Origin of the sequence: Streptomyces lydicamycinicus (assembly GCF_000829715.2) — a bacterium.
In the GTDB taxonomy this organism is placed as follows: Bacteria; Actinomycetota; Actinomycetes; order Streptomycetales; family Streptomycetaceae; genus Streptomyces; species Streptomyces lydicamycinicus.
Genome location: NZ_BBNO01000007.1, coordinates 802,124 through 828,417 on the forward strand (window position 1 = coordinate 802,124; position 26,294 = coordinate 828,417).

Annotated in this window: 24 protein-coding genes and 1 pseudogene; 15 read left to right on the top strand and 10 right to left on the bottom strand. The window is 70.0% G+C overall.

Annotated features, from left to right (window positions below; all coding sequences use genetic code 11):
• The first annotated feature begins 218 nt into the window (after positions 1–218).
• The 5 genes from TU31_RS25980 to TU31_RS25995 all read left to right on the top strand — a co-directional run bounded on the left by TU31_RS25980 (position 219) and on the right by TU31_RS25995 (position 5,855).
• Positions 219–1,751 carry a prenyltransferase/squalene oxidase repeat-containing protein gene (locus TU31_RS25980; RefSeq protein ID WP_052719050.1) on the top strand — a complete coding sequence of 511 codons (1,533 nt, stop codon included), beginning with the start codon at positions 219–221 and terminating at the stop codon, positions 1,749–1,751.
• Between the two features lie 28 nt (positions 1,752–1,779).
• Positions 1,780–3,195 carry a cytochrome P450 gene (locus TU31_RS25985; RefSeq protein WP_245698721.1) on the top strand — a complete coding sequence of 472 codons (1,416 nt, stop codon included), beginning with the start codon at positions 1,780–1,782 and terminating at the stop codon, positions 3,193–3,195.
• Positions 3,196–3,253: 58 nt separating this feature from the next.
• The gene (locus TU31_RS25990; protein ID WP_078885948.1) at positions 3,254–4,039 is read left to right on the top strand and encodes an SDR family NAD(P)-dependent oxidoreductase; all 786 of its coding nucleotides are present in this window, start codon (positions 3,254–3,256) and stop codon (positions 4,037–4,039) included.
• Positions 4,040–4,349: 310 nt separating this feature from the next.
• Positions 4,350–4,463, top strand: coding sequence for an urease subunit gamma (locus tag TU31_RS38145; protein WP_107070747.1), 114 nt, complete (start codon positions 4,350–4,352; stop codon positions 4,461–4,463).
• Positions 4,464–4,880: 417 nt separating this feature from the next.
• Positions 4,881–5,855 carry a hypothetical protein gene (locus TU31_RS25995; protein ID WP_042158724.1) on the top strand — a complete coding sequence of 325 codons (975 nt, stop codon included), beginning with the start codon at positions 4,881–4,883 and terminating at the stop codon, positions 5,853–5,855.
• Between the two features lie 188 nt (positions 5,856–6,043).
• Here TU31_RS25995 and TU31_RS26000 read toward each other — a convergent pair whose 3' ends face one another.
• The 6 genes from TU31_RS26000 to TU31_RS26020 form a co-directional block, all read right to left on the bottom strand.
• Positions 6,044–7,249, bottom strand: a complete 1,206-nt coding sequence (locus TU31_RS26000) for a sensor histidine kinase (RefSeq protein ID WP_042158727.1) — start codon at positions 7,247–7,249, stop codon at positions 6,044–6,046.
• Positions 7,250–7,484: 235 nt separating this feature from the next.
• On the bottom strand, positions 7,485–8,105 hold the full coding sequence (locus TU31_RS40650) for a LexA family protein (RefSeq protein WP_078885976.1): 621 nt from the start codon (positions 8,103–8,105) through the stop codon (positions 7,485–7,487).
• Positions 8,044–8,253, bottom strand: coding sequence for a DUF8825 domain-containing protein (locus TU31_RS37190; protein ID WP_107070748.1), 210 nt, complete (start codon positions 8,251–8,253; stop codon positions 8,044–8,046). The genes TU31_RS40650 and TU31_RS37190 overlap by 62 nt, the downstream gene beginning before the upstream one ends.
• Positions 8,250–9,254 carry a MerR family transcriptional regulator gene (locus TU31_RS26010; RefSeq protein ID WP_042158732.1) on the bottom strand — a complete coding sequence of 335 codons (1,005 nt, stop codon included), beginning with the start codon at positions 9,252–9,254 and terminating at the stop codon, positions 8,250–8,252. The genes TU31_RS37190 and TU31_RS26010 overlap by 4 nt, the downstream gene beginning before the upstream one ends.
• 3 nt (positions 9,255–9,257) lie before the next feature.
• A complete protein-coding gene (locus tag TU31_RS26015; RefSeq protein WP_042158735.1) occupies positions 9,258–9,929 on the bottom strand; it encodes a HEAT repeat domain-containing protein in 672 nt (223 codons plus the stop codon).
• Positions 9,930–10,164: 235 nt separating this feature from the next.
• Entirely contained in the window at positions 10,165–10,860 is a 696-nt protein-coding gene (locus TU31_RS26020; RefSeq protein ID WP_042158972.1) for an alpha/beta hydrolase, read from the bottom strand.
• A 132-nt stretch (positions 10,861–10,992) separates the two neighbouring features.
• Between TU31_RS26020 and TU31_RS26025 the strand changes: the two genes are divergently transcribed.
• The 4 genes from TU31_RS26025 (at position 10,993) to TU31_RS26040 (ending at position 15,204) form a co-directional block, all read left to right on the top strand.
• Entirely contained in the window at positions 10,993–11,931 is a 939-nt protein-coding gene (locus TU31_RS26025) for a MerR family transcriptional regulator (RefSeq protein ID WP_042158973.1), read from the top strand.
• Positions 11,932–12,227: 296 nt separating this feature from the next.
• Positions 12,228–13,307: an ABC transporter substrate-binding protein gene (locus tag TU31_RS26030; protein ID WP_181018659.1), complete on the top strand. Its 1,080-nt coding sequence runs from the start codon at positions 12,228–12,230 to the stop codon at positions 13,305–13,307.
• Positions 13,308–13,309: 2 nt separating this feature from the next.
• Positions 13,310–14,392, top strand: coding sequence for a FecCD family ABC transporter permease (locus TU31_RS26035; protein ID WP_042158737.1), 1,083 nt, complete (start codon positions 13,310–13,312; stop codon positions 14,390–14,392).
• Positions 14,389–15,204: an ABC transporter ATP-binding protein gene (locus TU31_RS26040; protein ID WP_042158739.1), complete on the top strand. Its 816-nt coding sequence runs from the start codon at positions 14,389–14,391 to the stop codon at positions 15,202–15,204. Before TU31_RS26035 ends, TU31_RS26040 begins: the two co-directional genes overlap by 4 nt.
• 53 nt (positions 15,205–15,257) lie before the next feature.
• On the opposite strand, the gene TU31_RS26045 is transcribed toward TU31_RS26040, so the two are convergent.
• The gene (locus TU31_RS26045) at positions 15,258–15,473 is read right to left on the bottom strand and encodes a heavy-metal-associated domain-containing protein (protein ID WP_042158741.1); all 216 of its coding nucleotides are present in this window, start codon (positions 15,471–15,473) and stop codon (positions 15,258–15,260) included.
• Between the two features lie 387 nt (positions 15,474–15,860).
• Here TU31_RS26045 and TU31_RS26050 point away from each other — a divergent pair, with 387 nt between their 5' ends.
• The 5 genes from TU31_RS26050 (at position 15,861) to TU31_RS38150 (ending at position 22,154) form a co-directional block, all read left to right on the top strand.
• Positions 15,861–17,270, top strand: a complete 1,410-nt coding sequence (locus tag TU31_RS26050; protein WP_245698723.1) for an MFS transporter — start codon at positions 15,861–15,863, stop codon at positions 17,268–17,270.
• A gap of 16 nt (positions 17,271–17,286) precedes the next feature.
• Positions 17,287–19,113, top strand: a complete 1,827-nt coding sequence (asnB, locus tag TU31_RS26055; protein WP_042158743.1) for an asparagine synthase (glutamine-hydrolyzing) — start codon at positions 17,287–17,289, stop codon at positions 19,111–19,113.
• 11 nt (positions 19,114–19,124) lie between these two features.
• The gene (locus TU31_RS26060) at positions 19,125–20,381 is read left to right on the top strand and encodes a cytochrome P450 family protein (RefSeq protein ID WP_042158744.1); all 1,257 of its coding nucleotides are present in this window, start codon (positions 19,125–19,127) and stop codon (positions 20,379–20,381) included.
• Positions 20,382–20,513: 132 nt separating this feature from the next.
• Complete coding sequence (locus TU31_RS26065; protein WP_042158746.1) at positions 20,514–21,446, top strand: L-tyrosine/L-tryptophan isonitrile synthase family protein; 933 nt, start codon at positions 20,514–20,516, stop codon at positions 21,444–21,446.
• A 342-nt stretch (positions 21,447–21,788) separates the two neighbouring features.
• The gene (locus TU31_RS38150; protein ID WP_042158976.1) at positions 21,789–22,154 is read left to right on the top strand and encodes a hypothetical protein; all 366 of its coding nucleotides are present in this window, start codon (positions 21,789–21,791) and stop codon (positions 22,152–22,154) included.
• A 162-nt stretch (positions 22,155–22,316) separates the two neighbouring features.
• Here the strand turns inward: TU31_RS38150 and TU31_RS26075 are convergent, their stop codons facing one another.
• From TU31_RS26075 to TU31_RS26085, 3 genes and pseudogenes are all read right to left on the bottom strand, one after another.
• Positions 22,317–23,288, bottom strand: coding sequence for an alpha/beta hydrolase (locus tag TU31_RS26075; protein ID WP_042158748.1), 972 nt, complete (start codon positions 23,286–23,288; stop codon positions 22,317–22,319).
• 396 nt (positions 23,289–23,684) lie between these two features.
• Positions 23,685–23,831 (bottom strand): annotated as a pseudogene (locus tag TU31_RS37200) (LysR family transcriptional regulator); the annotation flags it as partial.
• 418 nt (positions 23,832–24,249) lie between these two features.
• Positions 24,250–24,825 (bottom strand): TetR/AcrR family transcriptional regulator, encoded by a 576-nt coding sequence (locus TU31_RS26085; protein ID WP_042158753.1) that lies wholly within the window; start codon positions 24,823–24,825, stop codon positions 24,250–24,252.
• A gap of 70 nt (positions 24,826–24,895) precedes the next feature.
• Between TU31_RS26085 and TU31_RS26090 the strand changes: the two genes are divergently transcribed.
• Positions 24,896–25,789, top strand: coding sequence for an NADP-dependent oxidoreductase (locus TU31_RS26090; protein WP_042158755.1), 894 nt, complete (start codon positions 24,896–24,898; stop codon positions 25,787–25,789).
• Positions 25,790–26,294 lie beyond the last annotated feature (505 nt).

Consider the following 26,294-nt stretch of genomic DNA (forward strand, 5'->3'; position numbering starts at 1 on the left):
CGCACCCGGGCCGGTGCACACGCCGCAGCCGCGTCGCCTCGCCCGCCCACCCGGTGGGCCGGCAGCGCGTCGGGCCGTCGTCCACTCCAGTGAGTCACGCCGGTGAAGCACGCCTACGAAGCGGAAGCGGAACTCGGGAAGACAGGGGTTAGATGTCAACAGGACCTGCGTTACCGTCCCTGCCGGACGCGCATCTATCGCCCACGCTCGCCACACGGGTGAGCCGTGCGCTGGCCCTCGCCACCCGGCACACCCTCTCCACCCAGCGGGACAACGGTTCATGGCTGGCCACCCCCGACCCTCGCATCACTGAGACCGCACTCTGCACGCTGGCGCTGGCGCGCTCTCCGCACCCCGGCGCCGACCGAGCCGCCGAGCGGGGCAGGGCGTGGCTCGCCAACGGTGCAGTCCCGCAGAACCACCATCCGGTGGCCCACGCCGTGGAGACCGCGCTGCTGTCCCTGGCCCTGGACACCGGCGGCCCCATCGACGTGAGCCACCCCTCCTTCGCGGACCGGACGCTGTCGGCCCGCGCCCGGCTCCTCCAGGCCATCGCTCTGTACACCGGCCGAGCGACCAGTGGCGGCACCGGTCCCGCCGCACTGCGCACCCTGCTGGCCACCGCGGTCGCAGCCCTGGGGCGGCTCAAGCGCTGGACCCGGGTGGAACTCTGGTCTGCGCACGCACTGGTGGAGACCCACTTCGGCGACCGGACGTCCGCCCGGCACGCCGCCCGAATGGTCGCCGACCAGCAATCCCCATCGGGCGACTTCTTCGCCAATCCCGTCACCACCGCTCTCGCGGCGCTCGCGCTCCAGGCCGCCGCCCCCGGCACGGCCGCCGCCCGCCGCTCCGCGGAGTACCTTCTCAGCAGCCAACTCGCCGACGGGACCTGGCGCTTTTCGCACAGCGATGTCTGGGACACCGCGCTGACCATGCGCGCCTTCCACGGCGCGGCGGCCTTCGACCGCCACGGACTGCCGGCCGCCGTCGGGTTCCTGGTCGCGGCACAGAACCCGGACGGCGGCTGGCCGTACCGGTCGGGCGTCGAGTCCGACAATGACACCACCGCTGCCGTCCTGATCGCTCTGGGCGACGCAAGTGGCGCGCCCGGCGCGACGATCCGGGCCGGGCTACGCCACCTGGTCCGACAGCAGACGGCCGACGGTCTCTGGCGGACCTGGCAGCACGCCGGGGACCCTCCGGTGGACGACGTGGTGGCGCATGTCGTCACCGCACTGGACCGCCACTCCGGCCGCCATCGCGTGCAACTGGCAGCGGCGCGTGGCTGGCTCGCCGAACGCCTCGGCGAACAGGGACGCTGGCACGCCGGGTGGTACCGGGGGCTGCCGTACGCCACCGCCGAGGTCCTTCCCGCCCTCGACGAGGCAGTACCTGCGGGAGGCCATCCGGCCGCCCGGACTCTGGCCGAAACCCGTAATCCCGATGGTGGTTGGCCCGTCGAAGGGTCCGGCCCCAGCACTCCCGCCGCAACCGGACTGGCGCTCGCGGCCCTGGAAAGCGGCGACCTGCTCAACGAGGAACTCTGGGCGCCGGCGCTCTCCTACCTTGTGGAGACCCAGCGCGACGACGGCACCTGGCCGGGCGTACCGCTCATGTACGGCCCGCGACCGCTCCTCACGCACTACCCCACCCACACCCATGCGTTTGCCGTCGGTGGCCTCATTGCCGGGCAGCGCCGTCTCCGAACCGCTGGGGCGGCCACCGACTCCGCTCACGAGGAGGGCTGACATGCGGCCGGGCACGAGAAGGACCGGCATGAGCAGAATCGGTGCACGGCTGACCGGCGGACCGGGACGTACCGCCGCCGATGCCCCCGCCGATACCCCCACTGATGCCGGCACCGATGCCCCCGTTGCCCCCGGCCGAGTGCCGCTGGCCGGGCACGCTCCGTGGATCCACCGTGATGCTCCGGGCTTCGTCCGTGAGCTGCGGCACCACGGACCGGTGACGAAGATCTACATCGGCCCCCGGCAGGTCCACGTCGTCAACTACCACGAACTCGTCCGGGAGTTGCTGACCGTGCAGGCCCGCGCCTTCGACAAGGGCGCGATGTTCGACGCCCTGCGCGTGCCTCTCGGCGACGGGCTGATCACCGCCGCCGGCGACCGCCACCTCCGCCGCCGTCGGCTGATGCAACCCGCCTTCCACCACGACCGGATCGCCGGCTACGCCCGCATCATGTCCGAACGGTCCCTGGCACGGGCCGCCGCCTGGGAACCCGGTACCACTCTCGACCTGGTGCCGGAGATCCACCGCCTGACGCTCGACATCCTGCTGCGAACCCTCTTCGCGGATCCCCAGGACCCCGAACTGCGCACCGCCGTCAAGGAGTGGCTGTCCGTCAAGTACCACTCGATGCGCCTTGCCCTCTCCCCGCTGCACGCCTGGGCGGAACGCCTTCCGCTGCTGGCGGGATGGCGGCCGCCGCACGCCGGCCCGCTGCGTCGGCTGGTGGCCGTCCAGCACCGCATCATCGAGACCTACCGTGCCGACGGCCGGGATCGCGGTGATCTGCTCTCGATGCTCCTGGCCACGGGCGGCCCGGACGATGCCCTGACCGACGCCGAAGTGACCGACGAACTGATCACCCTGTTCCTGGCCGGTACCGGCACCGTCAGCGCGTCGTTGGCCTGGGCGCTGCACGAGATCTCCCGTCGCCCCGACGTCCAACGGGGTATCCACGACGAACTCGACGCCGTTCTCGCCGGACGGGCCCCCGGGTTCGAGGATCTTCCCGCACTGGTCTACACACGACAGGTGCTGACCGAAGTGCTGCGGCTGCATCCGCCGTCGTGGCTGCTGATGCGCCGCGCGGTGCGGCCGGTCACCCTCGGCGGCGTACGGCTCTCCCCGGGCGCCGAGGTGTTCTTCAGCCCGTACGCCCTGCATCGCGATCCGCAACTGTACGAGAACCCGGACGACTTCGCTCCTGAGCGCTGGTCGCACGACGCCGCCGCGAAGGCGCCGCGTCACACCTATCTGCCCTTCGGAGCGGGCAGCCGGCTGTGCATCGGGGAGGAGTTCGCCTGGACCGAACTGACCCTGGCGCTGGCCGCGTTCACCGCTCACCGGCGCCTGACACCGGCCGGCTCCACCCCCGTGCGGGCCCTGGTCGGCACCGTCCTGCGCCCGGACCGGCTGCCGCTCACGGCCCATGCCCGCCCGTCCTGATCCACACGGCCTCCCACACATCCCTCCACACGCTTGCCCCCCTTGCCAGGAGCCGCACATGCCAGCACACGCACAGACGTCAGGTGACGGACCGCAGTCCGGTCGACTACGGGACCGGGTCGCCCTGGTGACCGGCGGCGCCTCCGGGATCGGCGCCTCGTGTGCGCGGCGACTGGCCGCGGAAGGCGCTGTGGTGGTGGTCGCGGACCTCGACGAGGACGGGGCGACCCGCGTGGCCCGGCAGATCACCGCAGCCAGTGGCACCGCCCTGCCCCGCCGCATCGACGTCACCGACCCGGACAGCGTCACCCGCGTCGTCACGGAAGCCGCCACCTTGCGCGACGGCCTGCAGATCGCGGTCAACAGCGCCGGAATCAACGGCCCCCTCAGTCCACTGGCCGAACTCCCGCCCGCCGACTTCGACACCGTGATGAAGGTGAATCTGTACGGCGTCTTCCACGCGATGCGCTGTCAGCTCCCCGCGATGGCCGCCACGGGTGGCGTCATCGTCAACCTTGCCTCCATAGCAGCACATGCGGGCTTCCGAGGGCACGCCGCCTACGCAGCCGCCAAGCAGGGTGTCCTCGCCCTGACCCGGACCGCGGCGCGCGAATACGCCGACCACGGCATCCGGGTCGTGTCGGTATCACCAGGCATCGTCGACACCCCTATGGTCACCTCGCTGCCGCCCGGAGCCACCGACGGCCTCCTCACCGCCGTCCCCCTGCGGCGCACCGCGCAGCCGGCCGAAGTCGCCGCACTCATTGCGTTCCTGGTGTCCGACGACGCTTCGTACGTGACGGGCAGCGACCATGTCGTCGACGGCGGCTACCTGGCCAAGTAGCCGACCGGAACACTTGCGGGAAGATCCGCGGCAGCTGGGCAGCTGGGCAGCCGGGCGCGGCCTGTGCCCTTCCGCGTTATCGCGACCTGGTACGTCACGGCACTGCCCCTCCCAACTGCCGGGGTCTGCCCGGACGGTTCGGTCGCCGTGGGAACGGAGGCAGGCCATGGAGGCTTCGCCCCGGCTGCCGGGCAAGGCCAGGTCCCAGCGCAACAGCCCAGGACAGAAGTCCTCGGCAGGGGCGAACGCAGGGAACGGTGCACCTGACTCCGCATGAGCAAGAGCGCTCAGTGATGGAGGAGTTCCCGAAATGATCGAGACCGTGCAGGTGGAGGCCACGTTCTCCGAGGGGACGAAGCTGGTCACAATCCGGGAAAAGGTCTCCTCCCTCTCGCGAATGACACGCTCCTCTGTCCAAAGGTAGAGCCGCAGCCCGAGACGGTCTTGAGTCGCTCGCGGCATCTTTCTGCTGGTCAAGGCCCCTCCGCCGGAATTCCCCCGTCTGCACTGCCACCTGCGCTCGGAAAACCGCCGGGAAAGGCAATACCTGAGGCGTAGGCCACCCGATAGATACGGATTCGCTCCCCTCAGATACGGGTTCGCTCCCCTCGCGTTCGCCTCACTCTGAGTTGACTGGGAGATGCGCGGGCAAGTCGCTCAATGGGGACCATGCGTCAACTCATGGAAACTTGCGGAAGTTACCGGGGAGTCCGGGGAACCCATAGTGAGCAGCGGCGCTCTCCCTAAATGCCAAAGGGCGGAAACCTCCGTGCCGCAATCTTCAGGCGAGTTCGGGAACAGGCTGATGCATCAGCCACCCGGCACAAGGAAGGAAAAAGAGATGTCACACGACAGGACACACTCGGCCCGCACTTCCCGCCGCACGCCACCGACAGGGAGAGCCCGGCGTGCCGCCCTCATCACCGCGACCGCACTCATCGCGGTCCCGCTCGCTGGTGCTCCCGCTACGGCCTGGGCCGCCGACGACGCGCCCCCCAAGACCCCCTTCTACAAGACCGACCAGGAGGTCCTCAAGTACCTCGAAGAGGGAAACCAGGGAAAGCGGCACCTCGAAGACACGGCAGCCATCCAGGGCTACCCGGTCAACGGTCGGGACACCGAGGAGATCACGCTCGATCAGGTGAAGGGGAAGGGGTATTCACCCGAGCAGGCGGTCCAGGATGCCCAAAAGAAGCTGGAGGGCTTCGGTTCCACCCCTGGTTTCGAAAATTACGGCACGGAAGAACGCCCGAACAGTAAGGAGGACAAGGATCCTGGCTGGCTGGGTAACTGGGATGCGAAGTCCATATGCGGCCAGTCCAACGACATGCTCGCGAAGGGAGGCAAGAAGCTGACGTGTGGCTTTGTGGGAAAGATCGACCAGAAGTACCCGGTGATGGTGACCACGGACAGGGTTCCCGGTGGGACGAAGCTCACCTACGTGACCGAGGCCAGCGTCGGCGCGGAAGACAAAGAGGTCAAGGGCTGGAAGGTGGGCGGCAAGCTCACCATCAACGCCTACCCGGAAAACAAGGGGCCCGCTGGCGAAGTCTCCGGCGAGTACAACCAGTCGACCGAAACCACGAAGAAGTGGATGAGCCTGGCCAGGAGCCAAAGGGAATTCACCGTCCCGGACGGAGTGGAGGGCGGAACGTTCCAGGCGCACGCGAACGCCGGGTGGTACATCGGATACATCGTCCAAAAGATCGACAACACCGATGGAAAGGCGGAAAAGATCGTCGCGATTCCCGCACGTGTGCTCATCCAGGCGCCGAACGACGAAGTTCCCCTTACGTGGGTCGGGCAAGGAGAGTAGGGCCTGATCGGTAGCGGCTGGTCACGAGTCGGATGTTCTTGCTGTGGCTGGTGTGATCACGGCGTCGGAGCCGTCCTGGACAGCCCGCTCACCCGGGCTGAGCCCGCGGTAGTTCGGCAGATTGATCCCCGCCTTGCGCTGCGAAGCGCTCGGGGAGGATGGTCCTTCTGTGGGGCTCGGGGGCCGGTTTACGGGCTCTCGGGTGGCTGGCGTACGGCGCTGGTCAGGTCGAGGACCGCCCGCGCACCGCCGTCGGTCGCACGGGTGAAGGTCAGGTGTGCGCCCAGGACTTGGGCCTGGCCCACCGCGATGGTCAACCCCAGTCCGAGTCCCTTGCCCTGCGCGCCGGTACGGAACCGCTGAGGGCCGTGGGCGACCAAGTCGTCGGGGAAGCCGGGGCCGTGGTCGGATACCGCGATCCGTGCCCCGTCCACCTCCACCACGACGGGTTCCTGTCCGTGGCGCAGGGCGTTGGTGACCAGGTTGGTCAGGACGCGTTCCACTCGCCGGGGGTCGGTTTCCACCCACGCGTCCGCGATGGTCCGTACCGATACGTCCACGGTGCGGTCGGCGGTCGCGGCACGTACCGCTCGCTGGGCCAGCGTCCCTGCTTGCACGGTGTGGATGTCGGCCTGTTCGGTCCCGCCGTCCAGCCGGGCGACTTCCAGGACGTCTTCCATCAAATCTCTGACACGGCCGGCGCGTTCTTTGACCATGTCCTCGGGCTTGCCGGAGGGGAGGAGGCCGGCGGCGGCGACCAGGCCGGCAACGGGGGTGCGCAGTTCGTGAGCGATGTTCGCGGTCACCTCGCGTTCGGCCTCAAGGCGTGCGGCAAGGGCGTCGGCCATGGTGTTGACCGCCCGGGTGAGCTGGGCGATTTCGTCGTCGCCGTTCTCGGGCAGTCGTACGTCCAGGTCGCCGTCGGCGATCCGGGTGGCACTGGTGGCCGAGTGCCTCAGGCGGCGGCCCAGGCGGGTGGCCAGGGCCAGGCCACCCAGCGTGGCGACTGCGGTCCCGAAGGCGCCTGCCTGCCACAGCGCTTGGTCCAAGCCGGCAACAGTGGGGACCGGAAAGGGGGGCAGCGAGAAGGTCTTCCCGTCTTCTGTGCGCGCTGCCCAGATCCGCGCGGTGCCGTTGCGGTCCTCCACATAGGTGGCCTGATGCGCATCCTTGAGCTTGTTGCGCAGGGGGGCGGGCAGGCCAGTGGAGTCGATCTTCATGTCAAACAGTGCCCGGCCGGATTGCACGTAATCGCGGTAGGCGAAGGAGAGGCGAGCCATCGACACTTCGCAGGCTTGATCCTGCAGCTTTCCCGGCACCTGCACCCCGGTGGCGGCCGCCGCGAGCGCCGCAGCGGCCGTAATGACCAAACCTATCTTGACACGCAAACCCATGCTTGCCCCTCTGTACACAATCTCCCGCCGGAGGGCCAGCGCCCCGCGTACCGGGCCATTCCGCCGCCGAGGACGCCCTCTCGATGCTGCGCACCATCGTCAGCGAATGGGCAGCGCAGGCCGAGGAGGGAGAGACGGTGTGGGCACCGCCCGGTGGCCGGGAGATGACGCCGGACCGAGGCACACTGTCCGTGCCGGCGGGCATACCGACCTCCCAGGGAGACAACCTCGACGTTCAGCTTATTGGCATGGCCCAGCCCCCGCCGGGACCGCGGTACGAGGAAGCCTCGTAGCAGCCTGCCCCGGGGACGACCGACCGAGCCAGAGCCACTGCCACGTCGAAGACGTCGAAGACGACGCCGGGGATGTCCCCTTCACGACAGGTGTTGTGCAGGGTGTCGCGCCTCCACCACCTCTGAGCTGTGTGAACTCCAACCGAACGCTCGCGGAGCCCGGGAGAATCTCCTGCGCAAGAGCTGCCGCGCCACGGTCGAAGCCCGACGGGCCAAGCCGCCGGCCGCATAGCCGACAGGTCGCCGGACACGACCGGGCTCGCGAGTCTCCGCTGGGGTTCCTGGCCGCTCACCGCACCTGCCACGGGCGGCTTCGGTGCGGGGCGTGGGTGGCGATCCCGGGGCGTTCCAGGGCATGCAGGTGGCAGGTGGTAGGCGACTGTCGAGGCGGACAGGGCGGCCGCGTCGGCGATCTCCCGTATCGACGGCGGGTAGTCGGCTTGTTCGGTCAGCTGCCGCAGGGCCCGGGCGATCCGGCGCTGGCTGTCGGTGAGGGGGCGGTCATCGCCGGGCTTCTTCGGTATCCGGTGCCCAGGTCCGCTGCTTGAGCGCCATGCGGGCAGCTGGTGCCCGGCCGGGGAGGCTCGCCCGGTACGGGTGCGTGGCGATCCGTACGGACAGCCGCTGCAAGGTGCGGCGCAGGACGTTGATCAGTCCGGGCCCCCGCCGTCCCGCGGGCCGCGTACGCGGCACCCAGGAGAGGTCCGTCACCGGGCATCGCGTAGCTGAATGAGGTACGCCGCAGTAAGCGCAACGGCACGGTCCTCGTCATGCGACAGCTTCACGAGGGCACGTGCGGCTGTGGTCCCCGGGATTCCCGCCAGCGCCTGGGCCAGCCGTCCGCGTGCAGGCGCCTTGGTGGTGTCGTGGGCGAGGCGGTCGACGAGCCCGGTCGCGATCCGATCCGCCGTCGCGGTGTCGCTCGCCAGCACGCTCAGTGCATCGGCTGCGTCGGTGTCGTTCCTTCCCTCCACGATCATGTCGATGAGCGTCGGGATCGCATCGGCCATTCCGCGTGTCCCGAGCGCCAGAGCCGCATAGCCGCGGACCACGACGTCGGGGTGTGCGAGAGCGTCCCGCAGCCGGGCGGTGGCCTCGTCGCCGGGCATTTCGGCGAGGGACTGAACGGCACGTTCCCGCACCGCGGCCACCGGTGAGCCGAGGCCCTCCGCCAGCAGTGCCGGGCCGCCGTCGCCGGCTCGCGCCAGCGCCCATCGAAGGGCTCCTGCGACGTTCGGCTCCGTCTCGCTCAGTGCCGCCTCGACCAGGGCCTCCACCGGCACCGGAACCTCGTCGACCGAGGAAAGGGCCGCGCGCTGGCGTGCGTCGGCGCTCTTCGACCCCAGTGCCTGGAGGAGCGCGACGACCTGGAGGACGCCCTCCCAGCCGGCGGGGTCTGCGGCATCGATCCGGCGCAGCCGCGTGAGCAGCTCGGTCTCCGCCGCGATGCGTTCGTGCGTCTGACGGATGAGGTCGTCGACGAGTGCCGAGGGCGTGAAGCCGGGATCGTCCAGCGCGCGCCCGATCTCGCGCAGCGACAGCCCCAGCGACCGCAGGCTCTCGATATGGAAGATCCGCCGGATGTCCTCCGCGGAGTACTCCCGATAACCGGAGCCCGTACGACCCGAAGGCCGCACCAGGCCGAGCGACTCGTAGTGCCGGAGCATGCGGGCACTGACCCCGGACCGCCGCGCCACCTCACCGATCAACACGTCCTACCGTCCCACCTGGCCGGACCCGCCGAGGGCCACGACGCGCTTCGCCTCGTCGATCGCGAACTCGAATCCGGTGTCCGGGTCGCGCAGCAGCCGTTGTGTGGCGAGCGCGTGCGCGCGCACGCGCGGTCCGGGTGCCGTCGTCGCAGTATGCAGTGCCGGCAGAATCACTTCACCCAGCGCGACCAGCGCGCGGCTGAGACTCAGCTGAGTCTCCCGCTCACCGCGCCCGAGCTGCGTCGCCAGCACCGCGGCCAAGGCGGATTCCTCGCCTTCCGGCACGAGCACGACCGCGGCCCGCCAAGCGCTCCGCGCCACCTCGTCGTCGGCGTCGCACAACAGCGCCGGTGTGATCGCCGGCCAGGCCTGCCGGTCCCCGATCTTGGACAGCGTGTGCAGCGCCTGGCTCCGTGCCTGCACACGCTCCGAGCGGACTTCGCGGACCAGCTCGGGGAGCGTCATGGACACCGGGTGGCGGGTGAGCGCCCAGGTCAGCATGTCCCGGACCAAGAACTCCGGCTCGATCGCACACCGCTCGATGAGCTTGTCGACGAAGCGCGGGTCAGGCGTCGTGCCGACCGCCAGAGCAGCCCGCAGTCGCACGGACGAACGGTCGTCCTCCAACCCCTCAAGCGCTCGCATCCCATCGGTGTCCTGTCGCGTGATCGTCATTGAGACCACCTCCTCGGCAAGCAGTGAAGACCCTGACACCGTGTCAAGGTCAAACACGGCCCGCCGCACGATCACCGGTCACACGCTGCGTCCCGTTCCCGACCGCAGACGGATACCCCGACGGCGGATCGCCGTCCGCACGGTAAACAAGGAACGGGGGGCGGCCTTTGCCGGCGACGTGATGCTGGCCGGCCCTCGGACCGAGTCAAGGGCTGCCGGTAGCTTCCCGCTGCCGTCACAGGCTCAGCAGCAGGTCCCGGACCGCAGCAGGCTGGGACAGGAACGGGTGGTGGCCGGCGTCGAGTTTGACGACGCTGCCGGCCCGGCGGGCGAACTCGCGCTGTAGGTGCGGCGGGGTGCCGCGGTCCTGGGTGCAGATGAGGTACGTCGAGGGCACCTGCTGCCATGCGGCCGCCCCGACCGGCTGCCCGGTCACCTGCACGCTCTGGCGGGCGAGGTGGTCCGCAGCCTGCGCCTGGACCTCGGGGTCGCAGTCCTGGAGGAACGTGTCCACGAGCAGCTCGGGGCGGACCCCGAAGGTGCCGGCCTCGGGGTCGACGTCGAGGAACGGGGCGGGGCTGCCGTCCCCGAACTCCGACAGGCTCTGCCCGACCTCGGGCAGGTAGCTGGAGACCAGCAGCAGGTGGCGCACCGACCCGACGCCCGCTGCGGCTTCCGCGGTGATGATGCCGCCGTAGCTGTGGGCGACTACAACGGTCGGCTCGTCGCTGTCCAGCAGTGCCTGCCGCACCGCCGCGACGTCCTCGGGCAGCCCCGGACCGCCGGCGCCCCCGGGCAGGCCCGCCTCGCCGCAGCTCGGCAGCGCCGGGGCCACGCTCGGCACCCCTCGCTCCTGCAACAGCTCGGCGGTGCGGTGCCACCACCACGACCCGTCCCGTACGCACGCACCGTGCACGAACACGACCCTCATCGCCATCTCCAAGTCGGTCTCGACTGCCCCCAGGCCGGCTTCCCGATCATCATGGCCCGGGTCTCGTCTCGGTAGGCCCAGGTGGGGAATAGCCTTGAGTCTCCAGTGACTGGAGACAGCAGAGTGGGGGACATGGACGTTACGACCCTCTACTCGATCGGGGAGCTTTCCCGGCGGACCGGCTTGTCCGTGAGGACCATCCGGTTCTACTCCGATTCGGGGGTGGTAGCGCCGACCACCCGAAGTCCCGCCGGCTATCGGCTCTACGACCTCGACGCACTGCTTCGTCTGGAACTCCTCCGCACACTACGCGAGCTGGGTATGAACCTGGCCACGATTCAACGGGTACTGGATCGCGAGCTCTCCGTGGCGGAAGTCGCCGCGGCGCACGCCGATGCCATAGACGTCCAGATCCGGGTGCTGCAACTGCGTAAGAGCGTTCTGCGAGCGGTGGCCAGACGCGGGGCCAGTCCCGAGGAGACCAAGCTCATGCACAGGCTCACGCAGTTGTCCGGCGCGGAACGCCGACGGTTGATCGACGATTTCGTGGAGGGCACGTTCGGCACCGTGGATGCCGACCCGGCGGCGGTGGCCATGGTTCGCGCTGCCACTCCAGACCTCCCCGGTGATCCGTCCAGCGAGCAGGTCGCCGCGTGGGTGGAACTCGCTGAGCTGGTCGGCGACGAGGACTTCCGGGCGCGGATGCGCCGGACGGCCAGGTGGCAGGCCGCCGGGCGCAGGCTCGACATCGAGAGCGGTGCCGGAGAGGAACTGATGGAGCTCACCCGCCGGAAGGTGGCCGCGGCCATGGAGTCGGGCATCGATCCGCTCAGCGACAGGGCCGCACCCGTCATTGACGACCTCATACACCGCTTCGCCGAGGTGTTCGCGCGCACCCCTGACAGGGAGTTCCGGGACTGGATGGCGCGACAGTTCGAAGAAGCACACGATCCCCAGGTGGACCGATACTGGCGGCTCGTGTGGATCGTCAACGGCTGGAAGGTCGTACCGAACCTGATGCCGGTGTACCCCTGGCTCATCCAGGCGCTGCGAAATGACCGTGCCGCATAGTCACCGCAGCGGGCACCGCTCCGGATCCCTTGAATGAGCCACCTGAGCGCGGACGGCCGCTGCCGCCCGCTGTCCCCGGTCGTCACGCCTGCCACGCGGCCTTGAGGCCCAGCGCGAGTGGCAGCAGACCGAGGTAGGGGATGACGGACTCGGGAAGGAACGTGGCGCCGAACGCTGCGGCCACGGCGTCAGCCCGCTTGCTGACGCGTGGCGGGAACTCGGCAGGAGATTGTCCCGACTACTGAAGCAGGTAACGGAGGTTGGTCCGCTTACCGAGTGGATCTGGGAGGGTATGGATGCGTGCTCGTGTGTGGGGCGGTACGGCGGCCGTTGTACTGGGCGGTCTGCTGGCCGCCGGCTGCGGTGGCGGAGGGAAGGACGCGGCGGACGAGAGCACCGGGAAGGCCGGGAAGTCCGCAGCCGGGAGCTACCCGGTCTCCGTCACCGACTGCATGGGCGCCAAAACCACCTTTTCCGACGCCCCGAAGAGGATCGTCACCAGCAACGCCTCCAGCTTGGAGCTGCTGCTCCGCCTCGGTGCAGGGGACAAGGTGATCGGCACCGGCTTTCCGCCGGGCAAGGGCACACTGCCCGGCGCACTGGACGCGCAAGGGCAGAAGGTCAAGGTGCTCAGTCAGAACGTGATCCCGAAGGAGAAGCTCCTCGGCTCCGGCGCCGACCTGTACATCGACACGTTCGCGTCCATGGGGGGCATGGGCGGGGGAGGGATGGGTGATGCGCCGACCGTGGAGGAGTTCAAAGCGGCCGGCATCAACCACATCTACCTGAAGTCCACTGCCTGTGCGGCGCAGGGCAAGAAGCCCGTGAGGGATCTGTCGGCGGTCGAGGCCGACATCACCTCGCTCGGCGCGGTCACCGGCACGAGTGCCAAGGCGAAGGAACTCGTCGCCGGGATGAAGGAGAAGGTCGGCGCAGTCCAGAAGGCGGTCGGCGGTACGGCGGCGGGCAAGCGGCCGACGTACTTCTTCTTCGACTACGACGCCGGCACCAAGCAGCCCACCGTCGTCTGCAACCGCCAGGTCGCCAACGCGGTGATCACCCTGGCCGGAGCCCGCAACGCCTTTGCCGACTGCGATGGCGACAACAAGCAGGTCGGCTGGGAGGACGTGATCGCCAAGAACCCGGACTGGATCCAGCTCGGCGTGCGCAACCGGGGCAGCGAGGCGGCGAACAAGAAGGCGTTCGACGAGGCACAGAAGTGGCTGGAGACCAACCCGGCGACCAAGGGCCTGAAAGCGGTCAAGGAGCGCCACTTCCTGCGCATCGCCTCCGAGCCGACCACGATCGCCGGCGTCGAGAACGCCGAGACGGTCGAGAAGATCGCCAAGACCCTCTACCCGGGCAAGGTCGGCTAGCCGTGCTCTCCACTCTGTCCGCGTCCCGCCGCACGTCCACGGAAGTGAGCCAGGACGCACGCAGTCTGCCCGCCGGACCGCTGGCGTTCGTTCTCGGCGTCGCACTTCTCGCCGCGCTGACGGCCGCTGTGGCCTGGGGATCGACGTCCATCTCGCCCGGCGAGGTGTGGAGCGTGGTGTGGCGGCGGCTGTCCGGTGAGGCCGCGCGGCCGGGCACGAATGATCTGATCGTGTGGCAACTGCGCGTCCCCCGTGCAGTGCTGGCCGCGCTCGTGGGTGCCGGGCTGGGTGTCGTCGGTACGGCGGTGCAGGCGCTGGTGCGCAACCCGCTGGCCGACCCGTACCTGCTGGGCATCTCCAACGGAGCGTCCCTCGGAGCGGTCGCTTCCCTTGTCCTCGGCCTCGGCGCAGGCGGGGTGCTCGGTTTGGGGCTGTCGGGTGCGGCCTTCGCCGGAGCCCTGGCCACCTTCGCCCTCGTGTGGGCCGTCGCCCGCCGGGGCGGGGGGTTCGCGCCGCTGCGACTGGTGCTGGCCGGGGTGGCGATCGGCCAGTTCCTGTCCGGCTTCACGAGCTTTCTGGTGTTGCAGGCCGGGGACGAACAGCAAACGCACAGCGTGCTGTTCTGGCTCATGGGCAGTTTGAGCGGCGCGAGTTGGCCGGTCCTGGCCATGCCCGCGATCGTGGTTCCGCTCGCCCTGCTGTGGCTCCAGGCGCGGGCCCGGGGGCTGAACGCCCTGATGATGGGCGACGAGACCGCGGCAGGGCTTGGCGTCCACGTCTCCCGGCTGCGCCGGGAGCTGTTCACGGTGACCAGCGTGCTGACCGGCGTCCTGGTGGCGGTGTCCGGCGCGATCGCCTTCGTCGCGCTGATGGTGCCGCACGTCTGCCGCTTGGTCGTCGGCGGCGACCACCGTCGCCTGCTGCCGGTCTCGGCGCTGTTCGGGGCGCTGCTCCTGGTGGTGGTCGACATCGTCTGCCGTACGGCGATGGACTCGCAGGAACTGCCGGTCGGCGTGGTCACCTCACTCATCGGGGCTCCGGCCCTGCTGTACCTGCTGGACCGGCGCCTTGGGAGCGGCAGTTGAGAATCGACATCGAAGACCTGAGCATCGCCTACGCCGGTCGTACGGTCGTGGCGGGGGCCCAACTGGTGGCGGCCGAGGGCGAGATCACCGGCCTGGTCGGGCCGAACGGCAGTGGCAAGTCCACGCTGCTGCGCACCGTCTACCGGCACTTGAAGCCCACTGCCGGACGGGTTCTGCTCGCCGGTACCGACCTCCGCGAGCTGTCCGCGGTTCAGTCGGCGAGACATGTGGCGGCGCTGCCGCAGGAGAGGCAGAGCGACTTCGAACTGTCCGTCCACGAGGTCGTCGCGATGGGGCGCACACCGTACAAGCGGGCCTTCGCGGGGGATGACGCCACCGACCGGGACATCGTCGCCCGAGCGCTCGCGGACGTGGGCATGGCAGCGGCGGCCGGACGCCGGTTCACGGCCCTGTCCGGCGGAGAACGCCAACGCGTCCTGCTGGCCCGCGCGTTCTGCCAGGACCCCGAGGTGCTGGTGCTGGATGAGCCGACCAACCACCTCGACATCCGCCACCAGGTCGAACTGCTCGCCCTGCTGCGCGCCCAGCGCCGTACGACGCTGGTGTCACTGCACGACCTCAACGCTGCCGCCTCCGTGTGCGACCGACTGCATGTCCTGCATGGCGGAGCGGTGATCGCGTCCGGAGCACCGCGCGATGTCCTCACTCCCGCCTTGCTGGCCGAGGTGTTCGGCGTGCGGGCGGCTGTGGTCGACCACCCGCTCACCGGTGATCCGCTGATCGCCTTCGACCACCGGGCGCCGGTCGGCACGGAGACGCCTGCGCCGGCGGAGGTACCCATCGGCGGATGAACGCGGGCCGGGCAGAGACGACAGCGTCCTGCCCGGCCCGTCGGAGTGTGAGATCAGGCGGCGACCGAGTCGGCAACGACGTAACCGGCCTCGACGATGGCAGCGCGCAGCCGCTCGTCGTCGAGGTCCGTGCCGTGCACCGTGACGGTGTTCGCGGCGAGGTCGACCACGACCTCGCTCACCCCCGGCACCTCGGAGACTTCTTCCGTGACGCTCGCCACGCAGTGCTCGCAGCTCATGCCGGTGACGTCGTACTGCTTCTGGGCCATGGGGAACTCCTGGAGGTCAGGGGGCTTTCGCCGGTGTACGGATTCGCGGAGAGGGGTGTTCAAGTCGACGCCCTCATCTCAGGAGTCGGCTGAGTAGAGGGCGGAGTTCCACGGCGGGTGGCCGTTGGGGATTGGGGAGGCTGAGGAGGGGGAGGGGAGTGGCGCCGATGCGCCATCGGGCCTCGTCAGCATCGGAACGCACCATGGCTGTTTCGCTCTCTGGCCATAACTCCGCTCCGGAACGCGACCGGTGTCGGCTGTCCGCGCAGAAAACCATCCCAGCAGTCATGTTCATGGGCATCACCGGGAACTCACCCCATTTCCTCCCCGACTTATGGAGCGAGGCTGCCGCCCGGCAGCCCACCCGTGACGGTGAGGGGGAGACGGGTGACCAACGACGGTCCCGGTGCGGAACAGACCGGTCACATACCCATGGGCGAGGACCGCTGGCCGCTGGTCGCCGTGGCGGGTGTGCTGGCGTTCGTGGCGATGCTCGACATGAACATCGTCAATGTGGCCCTGGCCGACATCGCTGATGGTCTGCGGGTGTCCACGGCAACTGCTCAGTGGGCGGTGCTGGGCTATCAACTGCCGGTAGTGGCACTGCTGTTGCCCGTGGGCCGGTGGCTCGACGGGGTGGCGCTGCGCTCCGCCGTGCTGGCCGCGACCTGCGGCTTCGGTCTGTGCAGCGCCCTGGCTGCCGCGGCGCCCTGGATGGGCTGGTTGATCGCCGCCCGTCTGATGCAGGGCGCGTTCGGTGCGGTGCTGTTCGTGCTGATGCCGGTTCTCGCGCTCCGCTCCGTACGACCGGAGCTGCGCGGACGGGCGATGAGTGTGCCCGCCACCCTGGGCCCGCTGGGCGCGGTGATCGGGCCCGCCGTGGGCGGAATGTTGCTGGACCACCTGGGCTGGCGTTCCGTCTTCCTGGTGAAGATCCCTTTCTGTGTGCTCGCCCTGGTCGTGGTTTGGCGGGCGATGCCCCGGGACGGGGGACTGCGGGCGCCTGACCGTCGGTCGGTGGCCGACGCACTGCTGGTGGCCACGGGTGTCGCGATCGTGCTGCTGGCGTTGACGCTGGCGCCGGACGGCCCGGCCTGGCTGCTGCTCGTCCTCGCCGCCGTACCGCCGCTGTGGTGGTGGCTGCGCGGGCCGGGCGGGCGTCCGGTGGCCGGCGCGCTCCGGACGGCGGGGCTGTTCCGGGCGCACGGGGCTGTGCTGACCCTGGCCGCCGGGTTCGCCGCCATGCACTACGTCGTCGCCCTGCACCTTCAGCGCGATAACGGTGTCAGCGCCACCACGACCGGACTGACCGTGCTGGCCTTCCCCCTCGGCATGGGGATGGCCGGGCCCCTCGGCGGACGCCTCGCCGACCGGTACGGCGCCCGGCCGGTCGCGGTCACCGGCGCCGCCCTCACCGCCACCGGCCTGCTCCTGCTGCTCCCCCTGGGCGACGGCTGGGCACCGCTGGACGTGGCCTGGCGGCTGGCGCTGGCGGGCGTCGGACTGGGCCTGAACGGGGGCCCGACCCAGGCCCTCGTCATGGGCGCGGCCCCACCGGAACGGGTCGCGACCGTGGGGGCCACGGTGCAGCTCGCCCGCAGTCTCGGCTTCACCCTCGGTCCCGCGCTGGCCACCGCCGCCTGGGGGCTGACCGGACCTCATGAGGGCGTACGGGCCGCGCTCGCGCTGGCCGCCATCGCCGCCTGCCTGTCCGTACCCCTGCTCGCCCCGCCAGGCAGCAGGCCCGCTTCCGTCCCCGAGAAGACGACCGACGCAGCGTCGGCCGCTCACGACTGACCCCAGGAGCACTCCTATGTGCGGAATCACCGGATGGGTGTCCTTCCACCACGACGCCCGCACCCAGGGCCCGGTACTCGAAGCCATGACGGCCACCCTCACGCCACGAGGCCCGGACGCGGGCGGCGTCTGGCTCGGCGAGCACGCGGCGATCGGTCATCGCCGCCTGGCCGTCATCGACCCGGCTGGTGGTGTGCAGCCGATGACCGACCGGCCCGAGCGCCCGACCACCGTTCTCAGCTACAGCGGCGAGGTGTACAACCACCACCAGCTGCGCGCCGAACTGCGCGGCCGGGGGCACAGCTTCCACACCCGCAGTGACACCGAGGTGGTCCTGCGCGCGTACGCCGAATGGGGTGCGGATCTGGCCGACCACTTGGAGGGCATGTTCGCCTTCGCCATTTGGGACGAGCGCGCCCAGCGGCTGCTGCTGGTACGCGACCGCCTCGGCGTCAAACCGCTGTTCTGGGCAGCCGTCGACGGCGGCCTGGCCTTCGCCTCCGAGCCGAAGGCCCTGTTCGCGCATCCGGAGATCCGGCCACGGGTGGACGCCGACGGGCTGCGGGAGGCCTACAGCCTGCTTTTCAACACCGGGCCGACGGTGTGGTCCGGGGTGCGCGAGGTGGAACCCGGCGGCCTGCTCGTGCTGGACCGCGACGGCATCCGCGAACGCCGTTACTGGCAGCTGGAGGCCGCCGCTCATGGCGACGACAGGGACACGGCCGTCGACCGGATCCGTGAACTGGTCGGCACGGCCGTCCGCAGTCAGCTGGAGGCCGATGTCCCGCTGTGCAGCCTGCTGTCCGGGGGCATCGACTCCACCGTTCTGACCGCGCTGCTCGCCGACGAACTCCGGCTGCGCGAGGGACCGGACGCCCGCATCCGCTCCTACGCCGTCGACTACAGCGACCAGGCCGAGCAGTTCACCGGCGATGTGCTGCGCACCGGCCACGACACCCCGTACGCCGCCGAGGCCGGCGCCTTCATCGGCACCGAGCACAGCACGGTCGTCCTCGACCCGCGCGCGCTGCTCGACCCCGAGCACCGCAAGGCGGTCGTCGTGGCGAGGGACTCACCGATCGGTGTCGGCGACATGGACACCTCCCTGTATCTCCTCTTCGGCGAGATCCGTCAGCACTCCACCGTGGCCCTCTCCGGCGAGGCGGCGGACGAGGTCTTCGGCGGCTACCCCTGGTTCCACTCCCCGAAGGCACTGAACGCGGCCACCTTCCCCTGGCTGCTCGTCACCGGCGACGAGGCCGCCATGCCGCTCAACCCGGCACTCGACCTGCGCATCGGGGAGTTCCGCGAGGACACCTATCGCAGCGCGCTGGCCGCCGTACCGCACCTTGACGACGAAACCCCCGCCGAGCACCGGCAACGCGAGATGCAGCACCTGTCCTTGACCCGCTGGCTGCGTCAACTCCTGCACCGGAAGGACCGGTTGAGCATGGCGCAGGGGCTGGAGGTCCGCGTCCCCTACTGTGACCACCGCCTCGTCGAGTACGCCTTCGCCACGCCCTGGAAGCTGAAGAGCTTCGACGGCCGGGAGAAGAGCCTGCTGCGCGCCGCCGGCGCCGGGCTCGCGCCCGACTCCGTGCTGCACCGGCCCAAGAACCACTACCCGGCCACCCACCACCCCGACTACAACCGCGGCCTCCAGGACCTGGCCCGCGACGCCCTGTCCACCGATCAGGTCCGGGCACTGGCCGACGAGACCCACCTCAAACCCTGCCTCGACACCCCGCCCGACCGGCTGGAATGGGGCCACCGCCTCCGTCTCGAACGCGTCGTCGACCTGGCCCTGTGGCTGGACCACTACCGGCCCGAACTCGCCCTCTGAGGAGCCTTCGCATGACCCTCCACGAACCCGAGACGGCCACCGAGGCGCTCCCCGAGCCCGTGCCGCTGATGGGCTGCCCCTACAAGAGCAACCCCTACCCCCTCTACGAGCGGATGCGCGAGGCCGGGCCCGTCCACCGCGTGCTCTTCCCCAGCGGCGTACAAGCCTGGCTGGTCACCGGCTACGAGGCCGCGCACGCCGCCCTCAACGACGACCGCCTGGGCAAGAACCACGACCGCGGCAACCACCGCTGGCGCGCCCGCGCCTCGATCATGCCCGAGCCGCAGCACTCCCAGCTCCAGGTCCACCTCCTCCACCAGGACCCGCCCAAGCACACCCGTATGCGGCGCTTCGTCACCGACGCCTTCACCCCGCGCCGCATCGAGAGCCTCCGCCCTCGCTTCCAGGAGCTGGCCGACACCCTCCTCGACGCGCTCCCCGAAACCGGTCCCGCCGACCTGGTCACCGGCTTCGCTGCCCACTTCCCCTTCCAGGTCCTCGCCGAAGTCATCGGCCTCCCGCAGGATCTGGCCGCCCGCTTCGACCGCGACTGGGGCAAGGTCGTCCAGCCCGTCGGCCCCACCGACCCGGGCCGGCCGCTGTACGAGGCCAGGCTGCACGGCCTACAGGGCTACATAGCCGACGTCGTCGCCCACAAGCGCGAACACTGCAAAGACGACCTGCTCAGCCGCCTCGTCGTGGCCCGCGACCGTCGCGAACTGTCCCAGGAGGAGTTGGACTCCATGATCTTCCAGCTCCTCGTCGCCGGACAGGAACCGGTCACCAACCAGATCACCACCGCGCTGATCGCCCTCTTCCGCCACCCCGACCAGCTCGCCCGCCTGCGCGACGAACCCGGCCTGCTGCCCCGCGCGGTCGAGGAACTCCTCCGCTACGACAGCGCCTTCGAACTGACCACCTGGCGCTTCTTCGACCAGGACAGCGATCTGCACGGCACCGAAGTCCCGGCGGGCGACTCCGTGATCGTTTCCCTATGCGCTGCCAATCGCGACCCGCGCGGCTTCCCCGACCCCGACACCCTCGACCTCGATCGCGCCCCCAACCCCCATCTCGCCTTCGGCCACGGCATCCACTTCTGTCCCGGAGCCGCCCTCGCCCGCGCCGAGCTCCAGATCGCCCTGGGCGCCCTGCTCGCCCGACTCCCGGGCCTCCACCTCGCCGTCAAGGACGAAGACCTCCAGTGGACCCCGGCCGTCCTCGGCCGCGGCACCCCCCACCTGCTCGTCGGCTACGACCGACGCCTCTGACACCGTCCGTCGGCTGACCGGGGCCGGCCACACCGCCCGTCCCGGACCCAGCTGACCGACTCGCCCCACCGACAAACGGCGCCTGGCCGAAGGCCAAGGCGTCATGCCGTCATGCCCTCCCGGAGGAACGACATGTCGCCAACGACCGCGCCAGACACCCTTCCCATAAGCATCAGCACCACGATCCTGAAACTGCTGCTGCCGCACCACCGCACGACCGACCAAGCTCCGGCCGCGGCCGAGAGCTTTCCCCATCAACTGCGCCAGGTCTCCGACTTCACACGCGACGGTGCCCCCATCGTCTTCACCCTGCCCGGCTTCCCCTGCAAGTCACCCAACCCCGCCAAAGTCCTCGGTCACCTCCCCGACCAGGGAGAACGCCTCTCCCTCAGCTTCCTGCACTCCCTGTGCACCGAGATCGAGCGGAGCTACCCGCCCGGCGCCCGCGTGATCATCTGCTCCGACGGCCACGCCTTCGGCGACCTCATCGGCGTCCCCGATGCCCACATCGATGCCTACGCGGACGAACTACGCACCGTCATCGACCAATTGGGCCTGACGAACCTGTCTGTTTTCGACCTGCGCGACGTACTCGGCGACCTCCCGCACGACACCAAACGCGCCCACCTCCACAAGCGCTACGCCCCCACCCGGGACGCCCTGCGTGCCGAAGTCCGCACCGACGACACCACCCTCGCCCTCTACCGGGGGATCACCCGCTTCCTCGTAGAGGACACCGCCGATCACACGGGCACCCGCTCCGCCCTCCAACGCGAGTGCCGGCAACGCGCCTACGGCGTCATCCAGCGCAGCCGCGCCTGGGGCGACCTGATCGCCGACCACCACCCCTGCTCCGTACGCCTGTCCATCCACCCCCAGCCCATCGGCACCCTCAAGTTCGGCATCCGACTGCTCGACGCGCCCGACGTCTGGACGACACCCTGGCACTCGGCAGCCCTTCGTCGCAGCGACGGCACCTGGACCCTCATGCCCCGGGGCAAGGCCGCCCAGTTGGGGCGCCTGATCGAGCGCGACGGCAGACCCAGCCACTTCGCCCAGGACTGATCGTCGCTCGAAGGCGGGAGGGGCACGCACCACTCACGTGGCGCCCGCCCCTCGCCCCGGCCACGGCGGGGAAACGATGGTTTGCGGTCGAGGGCGTAGAGCAGGAGCGCGTCATCGCCCTCGAAGGTGAACGGGTCAACGGTCAGGCCGGTTCAAGGTGGCGGTGCAGCCCCGGCCGTGTGGCGTCAAGTGCCGGACAGCCGGACAGCCGGACAGCAGCGCCGGGATGAAGGCGGCTGCTGAAGCGGGGGCCTGGGCCGGAAAAGATCGTCCGCGAGCTTCAGTGATGGTGGAGACTGTGGGGCAGTTCTCCGCGATGTGATCAGGAGCCCAGTGGACGACATGGAATGCGCCGAAGCTCTGGAGACGGTCCTGCGGGACCTCCAGGCGCAGTGCGCGGTGCAGCCGCACATACGTGCGGACGACGAGTTCGGGATCACGCTCTGGGCCCCGGACGGTTCAGGCCGGGGCCTGACCTCACCACTGGGTGGCACCGCCGCGGAGCGGCTGGTGCACCTGGCAGATCAGGTCCAGGACTGGGCGGTGGAGGCACTGTGGTCCGAAGGTGCATCGGCGGTCTGGCCACAGTGCCCGACGCACCCGGACACGCATCCGCTGACGGCGACAGTCCGCACGGACACGGCAGTGTGGGTATGCCCGAAGAGGGGAACGGCAGTGGCACGGATCGGGGAACTGAAGACCCAATAGAGCGGGCGGGGCCTGCGGCCGGCGACAACCGGAGCCGGCTGTGCAGCGGAGCCAGCTGTGCAGCGGCTGCGGCCCCGATCTCCGTATGTGGGTGGCATCGCTCAGCCCGAACCGGGCACGGGCACCTGCTTGAGCCCACTGCGCACCGCATTCTGACAACGATCAGTCAGGCTGGGCGGTTCCAAGGGCATTGCGCAGAAACGCCGTTGCCTGGTCGATGGCTCCGCGGGCGGCTTTGGAGTGACTCAGTGAGTTGAGCATCATGAAGTCGTGGACCGTGCCGTCGTAGCGCACCGTGGTCACCGGAACGTCGGCTGCTCGGAGCTTGGCGGCGTACTCCTCGCCCTCATCGCGCAGTACGTCGGCCTCGTCGACGATCAGCAGGGCGGGCGGCAGGCCGGCGAGCTGCTCGATGGTGGCGTGGTTGGGAGACGCGGTGATCTCCGCGCGTTGGTTCGGGTCGGTCGTGTAGGCGTCCCAGAACCATTCCATCAGCTTGCGGCTCAGGTAGTAGCCGGTGGCGAATTGGTCGTAGGAACCGGTGTCCATGGCCGCATCCGTGACCGGGTAGTACATCGACTGCTGCACGAACTTGACGTCACCGCGCTCCTTGGCCATGAGGGCGAGTGCGGCGGTCATGTTCCCGCCGACCGATTCCCCGGCCACTGCCATGCGCTGTGCATCCAGCCCCTTGGACGCCCCTTCGTGGACGATCCACTGCGCGGTGGCGTAGCCCTGCTCGATGGCCACGGGATAGTGCGCCTCGGGCGACGGCGTGTACTCCACGAAGGCCACTGCCGCACGGGCGCCGACCGCCAACTCGCGCACCAGGCGGTCGTGAGTACCGGCATTGCCCAGCACCCAGCCACCGCCGTGCATGTACAACACGACGGGCAGCGTCCCGGTGGCGCCTTGCGGCTTGACGATGCGTACCCGGACATCGCCCACCGCTGCCGGAACCGAAACCCACTCCTCGTCGACCGGCAGCTTGTCGACCGGCGCGGCCTGGAGGTCGTCGAGCACCTTGCGCGCTGCGGTCGGATTCAGCTCGTACAGGAACGGATGTTGCGAGGTTGCGTCGGCGAGCTCCTGTGCCTCGGGCTCAAGGACGATTGAGGCGGTTTGACCAGCCATGGGAATGCTCCCTGGAGCGCATCGTGACGAGCGCAGGGCACTGAAGAGCGCCGCGCTGCGCTCGGGCTGCGGGGCGGTCAGCAGAGCCTCCGCCCTTGTTCAAGCCCCTGATGGGTGTATATGTCCAGTGTAATTGCGCATCCTCCGCAGATGCATTCCAGGGAACCGCCTAATCCGTCCCGCACCGGGTGCTCGGCTCGGTGACGACACGACCTCGTCGGTGACAGGCTCACCGACGAGCGGATACATCGACCGACCGCCACCGGTGGGATCGCGTGTGATTCAAGGGTGAATGCCTCAACGCCGTGGCCGGTCCATCACGGGCGGTGGTCCCGATCTGCTGCGCCCCATGGCGTCACGCACTGCGTCGTCGACCAGGGTGAGCATGGGCTGGCCCGGTGCGCACATCAGATTGACGACGCCGTCGGCTCCAGCCACCGCCTCCTCCACGCCCTGACCGGTGATCACATCGACACCTGTGGACAGCGAGTGCGGCACGGCCTCGTGCCCGGCGGCGGTCAGCTTCTTCACGACCTGCGACAACTAGGAGCTGTCCGGCCGATCATGTGTGGAGCCAGATGACGAGGGCTGCCGCGGGCCGCCCGCCGCGGGGGAACCCTCCCGCAGGCGGGCGGCCTGACTGTCGGTCTTCTCCGGGATCGTGTGCCGGATGCCGCGCCTGCGCGGGTGGTCGTGGCACGGCCCGTTGCTGTAGGCCTTGTCGGCGGCCAGGCTGCCGGTCGTCTTTCGGGGGCGGCCGGCTCGGGACGTGGGATGCGGATCTTCTCCAGCACGAGCTCGATCTGGGTGCAGTCCACCCGATGCCCGAGCCGACAGCCGACGACCCAGACCGACGGTAGCCACATGATCGGGCGAACAGGTCCGGTACGGGCCGCCCAGGGCAACCCGCACGTGTCGTGCCCGGCCCCGGCGCCGGCCGCAGCGCGCCGGCGTCCCCGGCTCAGGGCGCGGTGGCTTCCCAGGCCGCCTTGATCATCCGGAAGACCTCGTCCACCGTGGCCCCGGGATCGTCCGCCCGGCAGGCCAGCGCGTAGGCGTCGATGGCGAACCGCGCGGTCGCTCGGCAGGCCGTCGCACTCCGGGACAGGTGAGGATCGGCGGCCAGCGCCGCTGCCAGCGCCTGCGCGTGACGCAGGCTCATCGACTCCTCGTATTCCCGCAGGGCGGGTGATCCCTCAATCATGCGTCGGACGGGGGCGCTGCCCTCCGCCGTGCAGTGCCGCACCAGGGCCTGGACCTCGCGGTGCAGCGCCGGGATGAGCGGCTCGTGCGGAGGCCGGTCGGTTACTGCCCTCGTGAGGCGCTGCTCGAAGTCCTGGTCGCGCTCGAACACCAGGGCCTCCTTTGAGGCGAAGTGGGCGAAGACGGTGGTGACGGCCACGTCGGCCTCGGCCGCCACGTCGCGGATGCCCACAGCGTCGTACCCGCGCTCCAGGAAGAGTCGCAGCGCGGTGTCAGCGATCTTCTGACGGGTCGCGGCCTTCTTGCGTTCGCGGCGTCCGGACGGCTCGGTCATGCCCTGACGCTACCAGGTATGAATCCCTAACCGTTGTGAAATCCTAACGGTTAGGGTTACCTTCGGTCGCATGAGGAAAATTTGCTTCGCCGAGTTCGGCGGTCCCGAGGTCCTGCAACTGGTGGAAGCCGAGGAGCCCCACGCGAGCCCCGGTCGGATACGCATCGCCGTACGGGCGGCGGGTGTCAACCCCGTCGACTGGAGGATCCGGGAGGGCCAGGTCCTGGGAGCCCATCCGGTCGAACTGCCCGCCGGGGTCGGACTGGACGCCGCCGGGGTGGTGGATGAGGTCGGCGAGGGCGTCGAGGGGGTCGAGGTCGGCGACCGCGTGTTCGGCGAAGGCACCGACACGTACGCCGAATTCGCCGTGCTGTCGGCCTGGGCCCGGATGCCCGAGGGACTGGCCTTCGAGGAGGCGGCCGGGTACCCGTCGGTGGTGGAGACCGCGCTGCGCATCATCCGCGAGGTCGGCGTGCGGCCCGGGCAGACGCTGCTGGTCAGCGGCGCGTCCGGTGGCGTCGGGTCGGCGGTGCTGCAGATCGCCCGCGAGCGCGGCATCAAGGTGATCGGCACGGCCGGGGCTGCGAACCAGGACTACCTGCGCGGCCTGGGCGCCCTCGCCACGACCTACAACGAGGGCTGGGTCGAACGGGTGCGGCACCTGGGCCGGGTCGACGCGGCCCTCGACCTGGCCGGCTCGGGCGTGATCCGCGAACTCGTCGAGCTGACCGGGGACCCGCGCAAGGTCGTCTCCATCGCCGACCTCGGTGCGCCGCAGCTGGGCGTCCGGTTCTCCGGCGTGGCCGGCAGCGTGCCGGACGCGCTCGCCGAGGCCGTCGACCTCATCTCGCGGGGCATGCTCCACATCCCGGTCGAGAAGTCGTACTCGCTCACCGAGGCAGCGGCGGCGCACACGGACAGCCGCGCCGGCCACACCCGGGGGCGCCGGGTCCTGGTCGTCTGAGCCGCGGCCCGCCCGGCGTCCCGCACCGAACGGCCGGTCACTAGCGGGTGGTGAAGCGGCGTCGGACGAAACCGGGGCGGTTGCGCCTCGCTCACCAGGGCGACCGCGGAGCCCTCCACCGAGATCCGGTTCAGGCCGTTGGCGTTTCCGGACGGGCCGGTCGCTGCCCGGTGCGGAGACGGCTAGGACCATCGCCTGTCTCGCTCGTTGGTGACGATCGTGCGTGCCCACCAGCAAGCGGCCGGCGCCCGCGCCGACCCGCCGTCGGCGCTGGCCTCAAAGGGGGCTGGGCGCGGGAACCACCAGGACGAGACGCCGTGGCAGAGCCTCGCCGCCCGCCTGGTGGAGGTGGTGCGGGAGGCGAGGGCCTGGGCCGCTCGCGGGGCGGGTTCACCACCAAAGTCCACCTGAGCGCGGACGGTTGCTGCCGCCCGCTGTCCCTGGTCGTCACCCCGGGGCAGCGGGCGGACTGCACGCAGTTCGAGCCCGTGCTGGAGAAGATCCG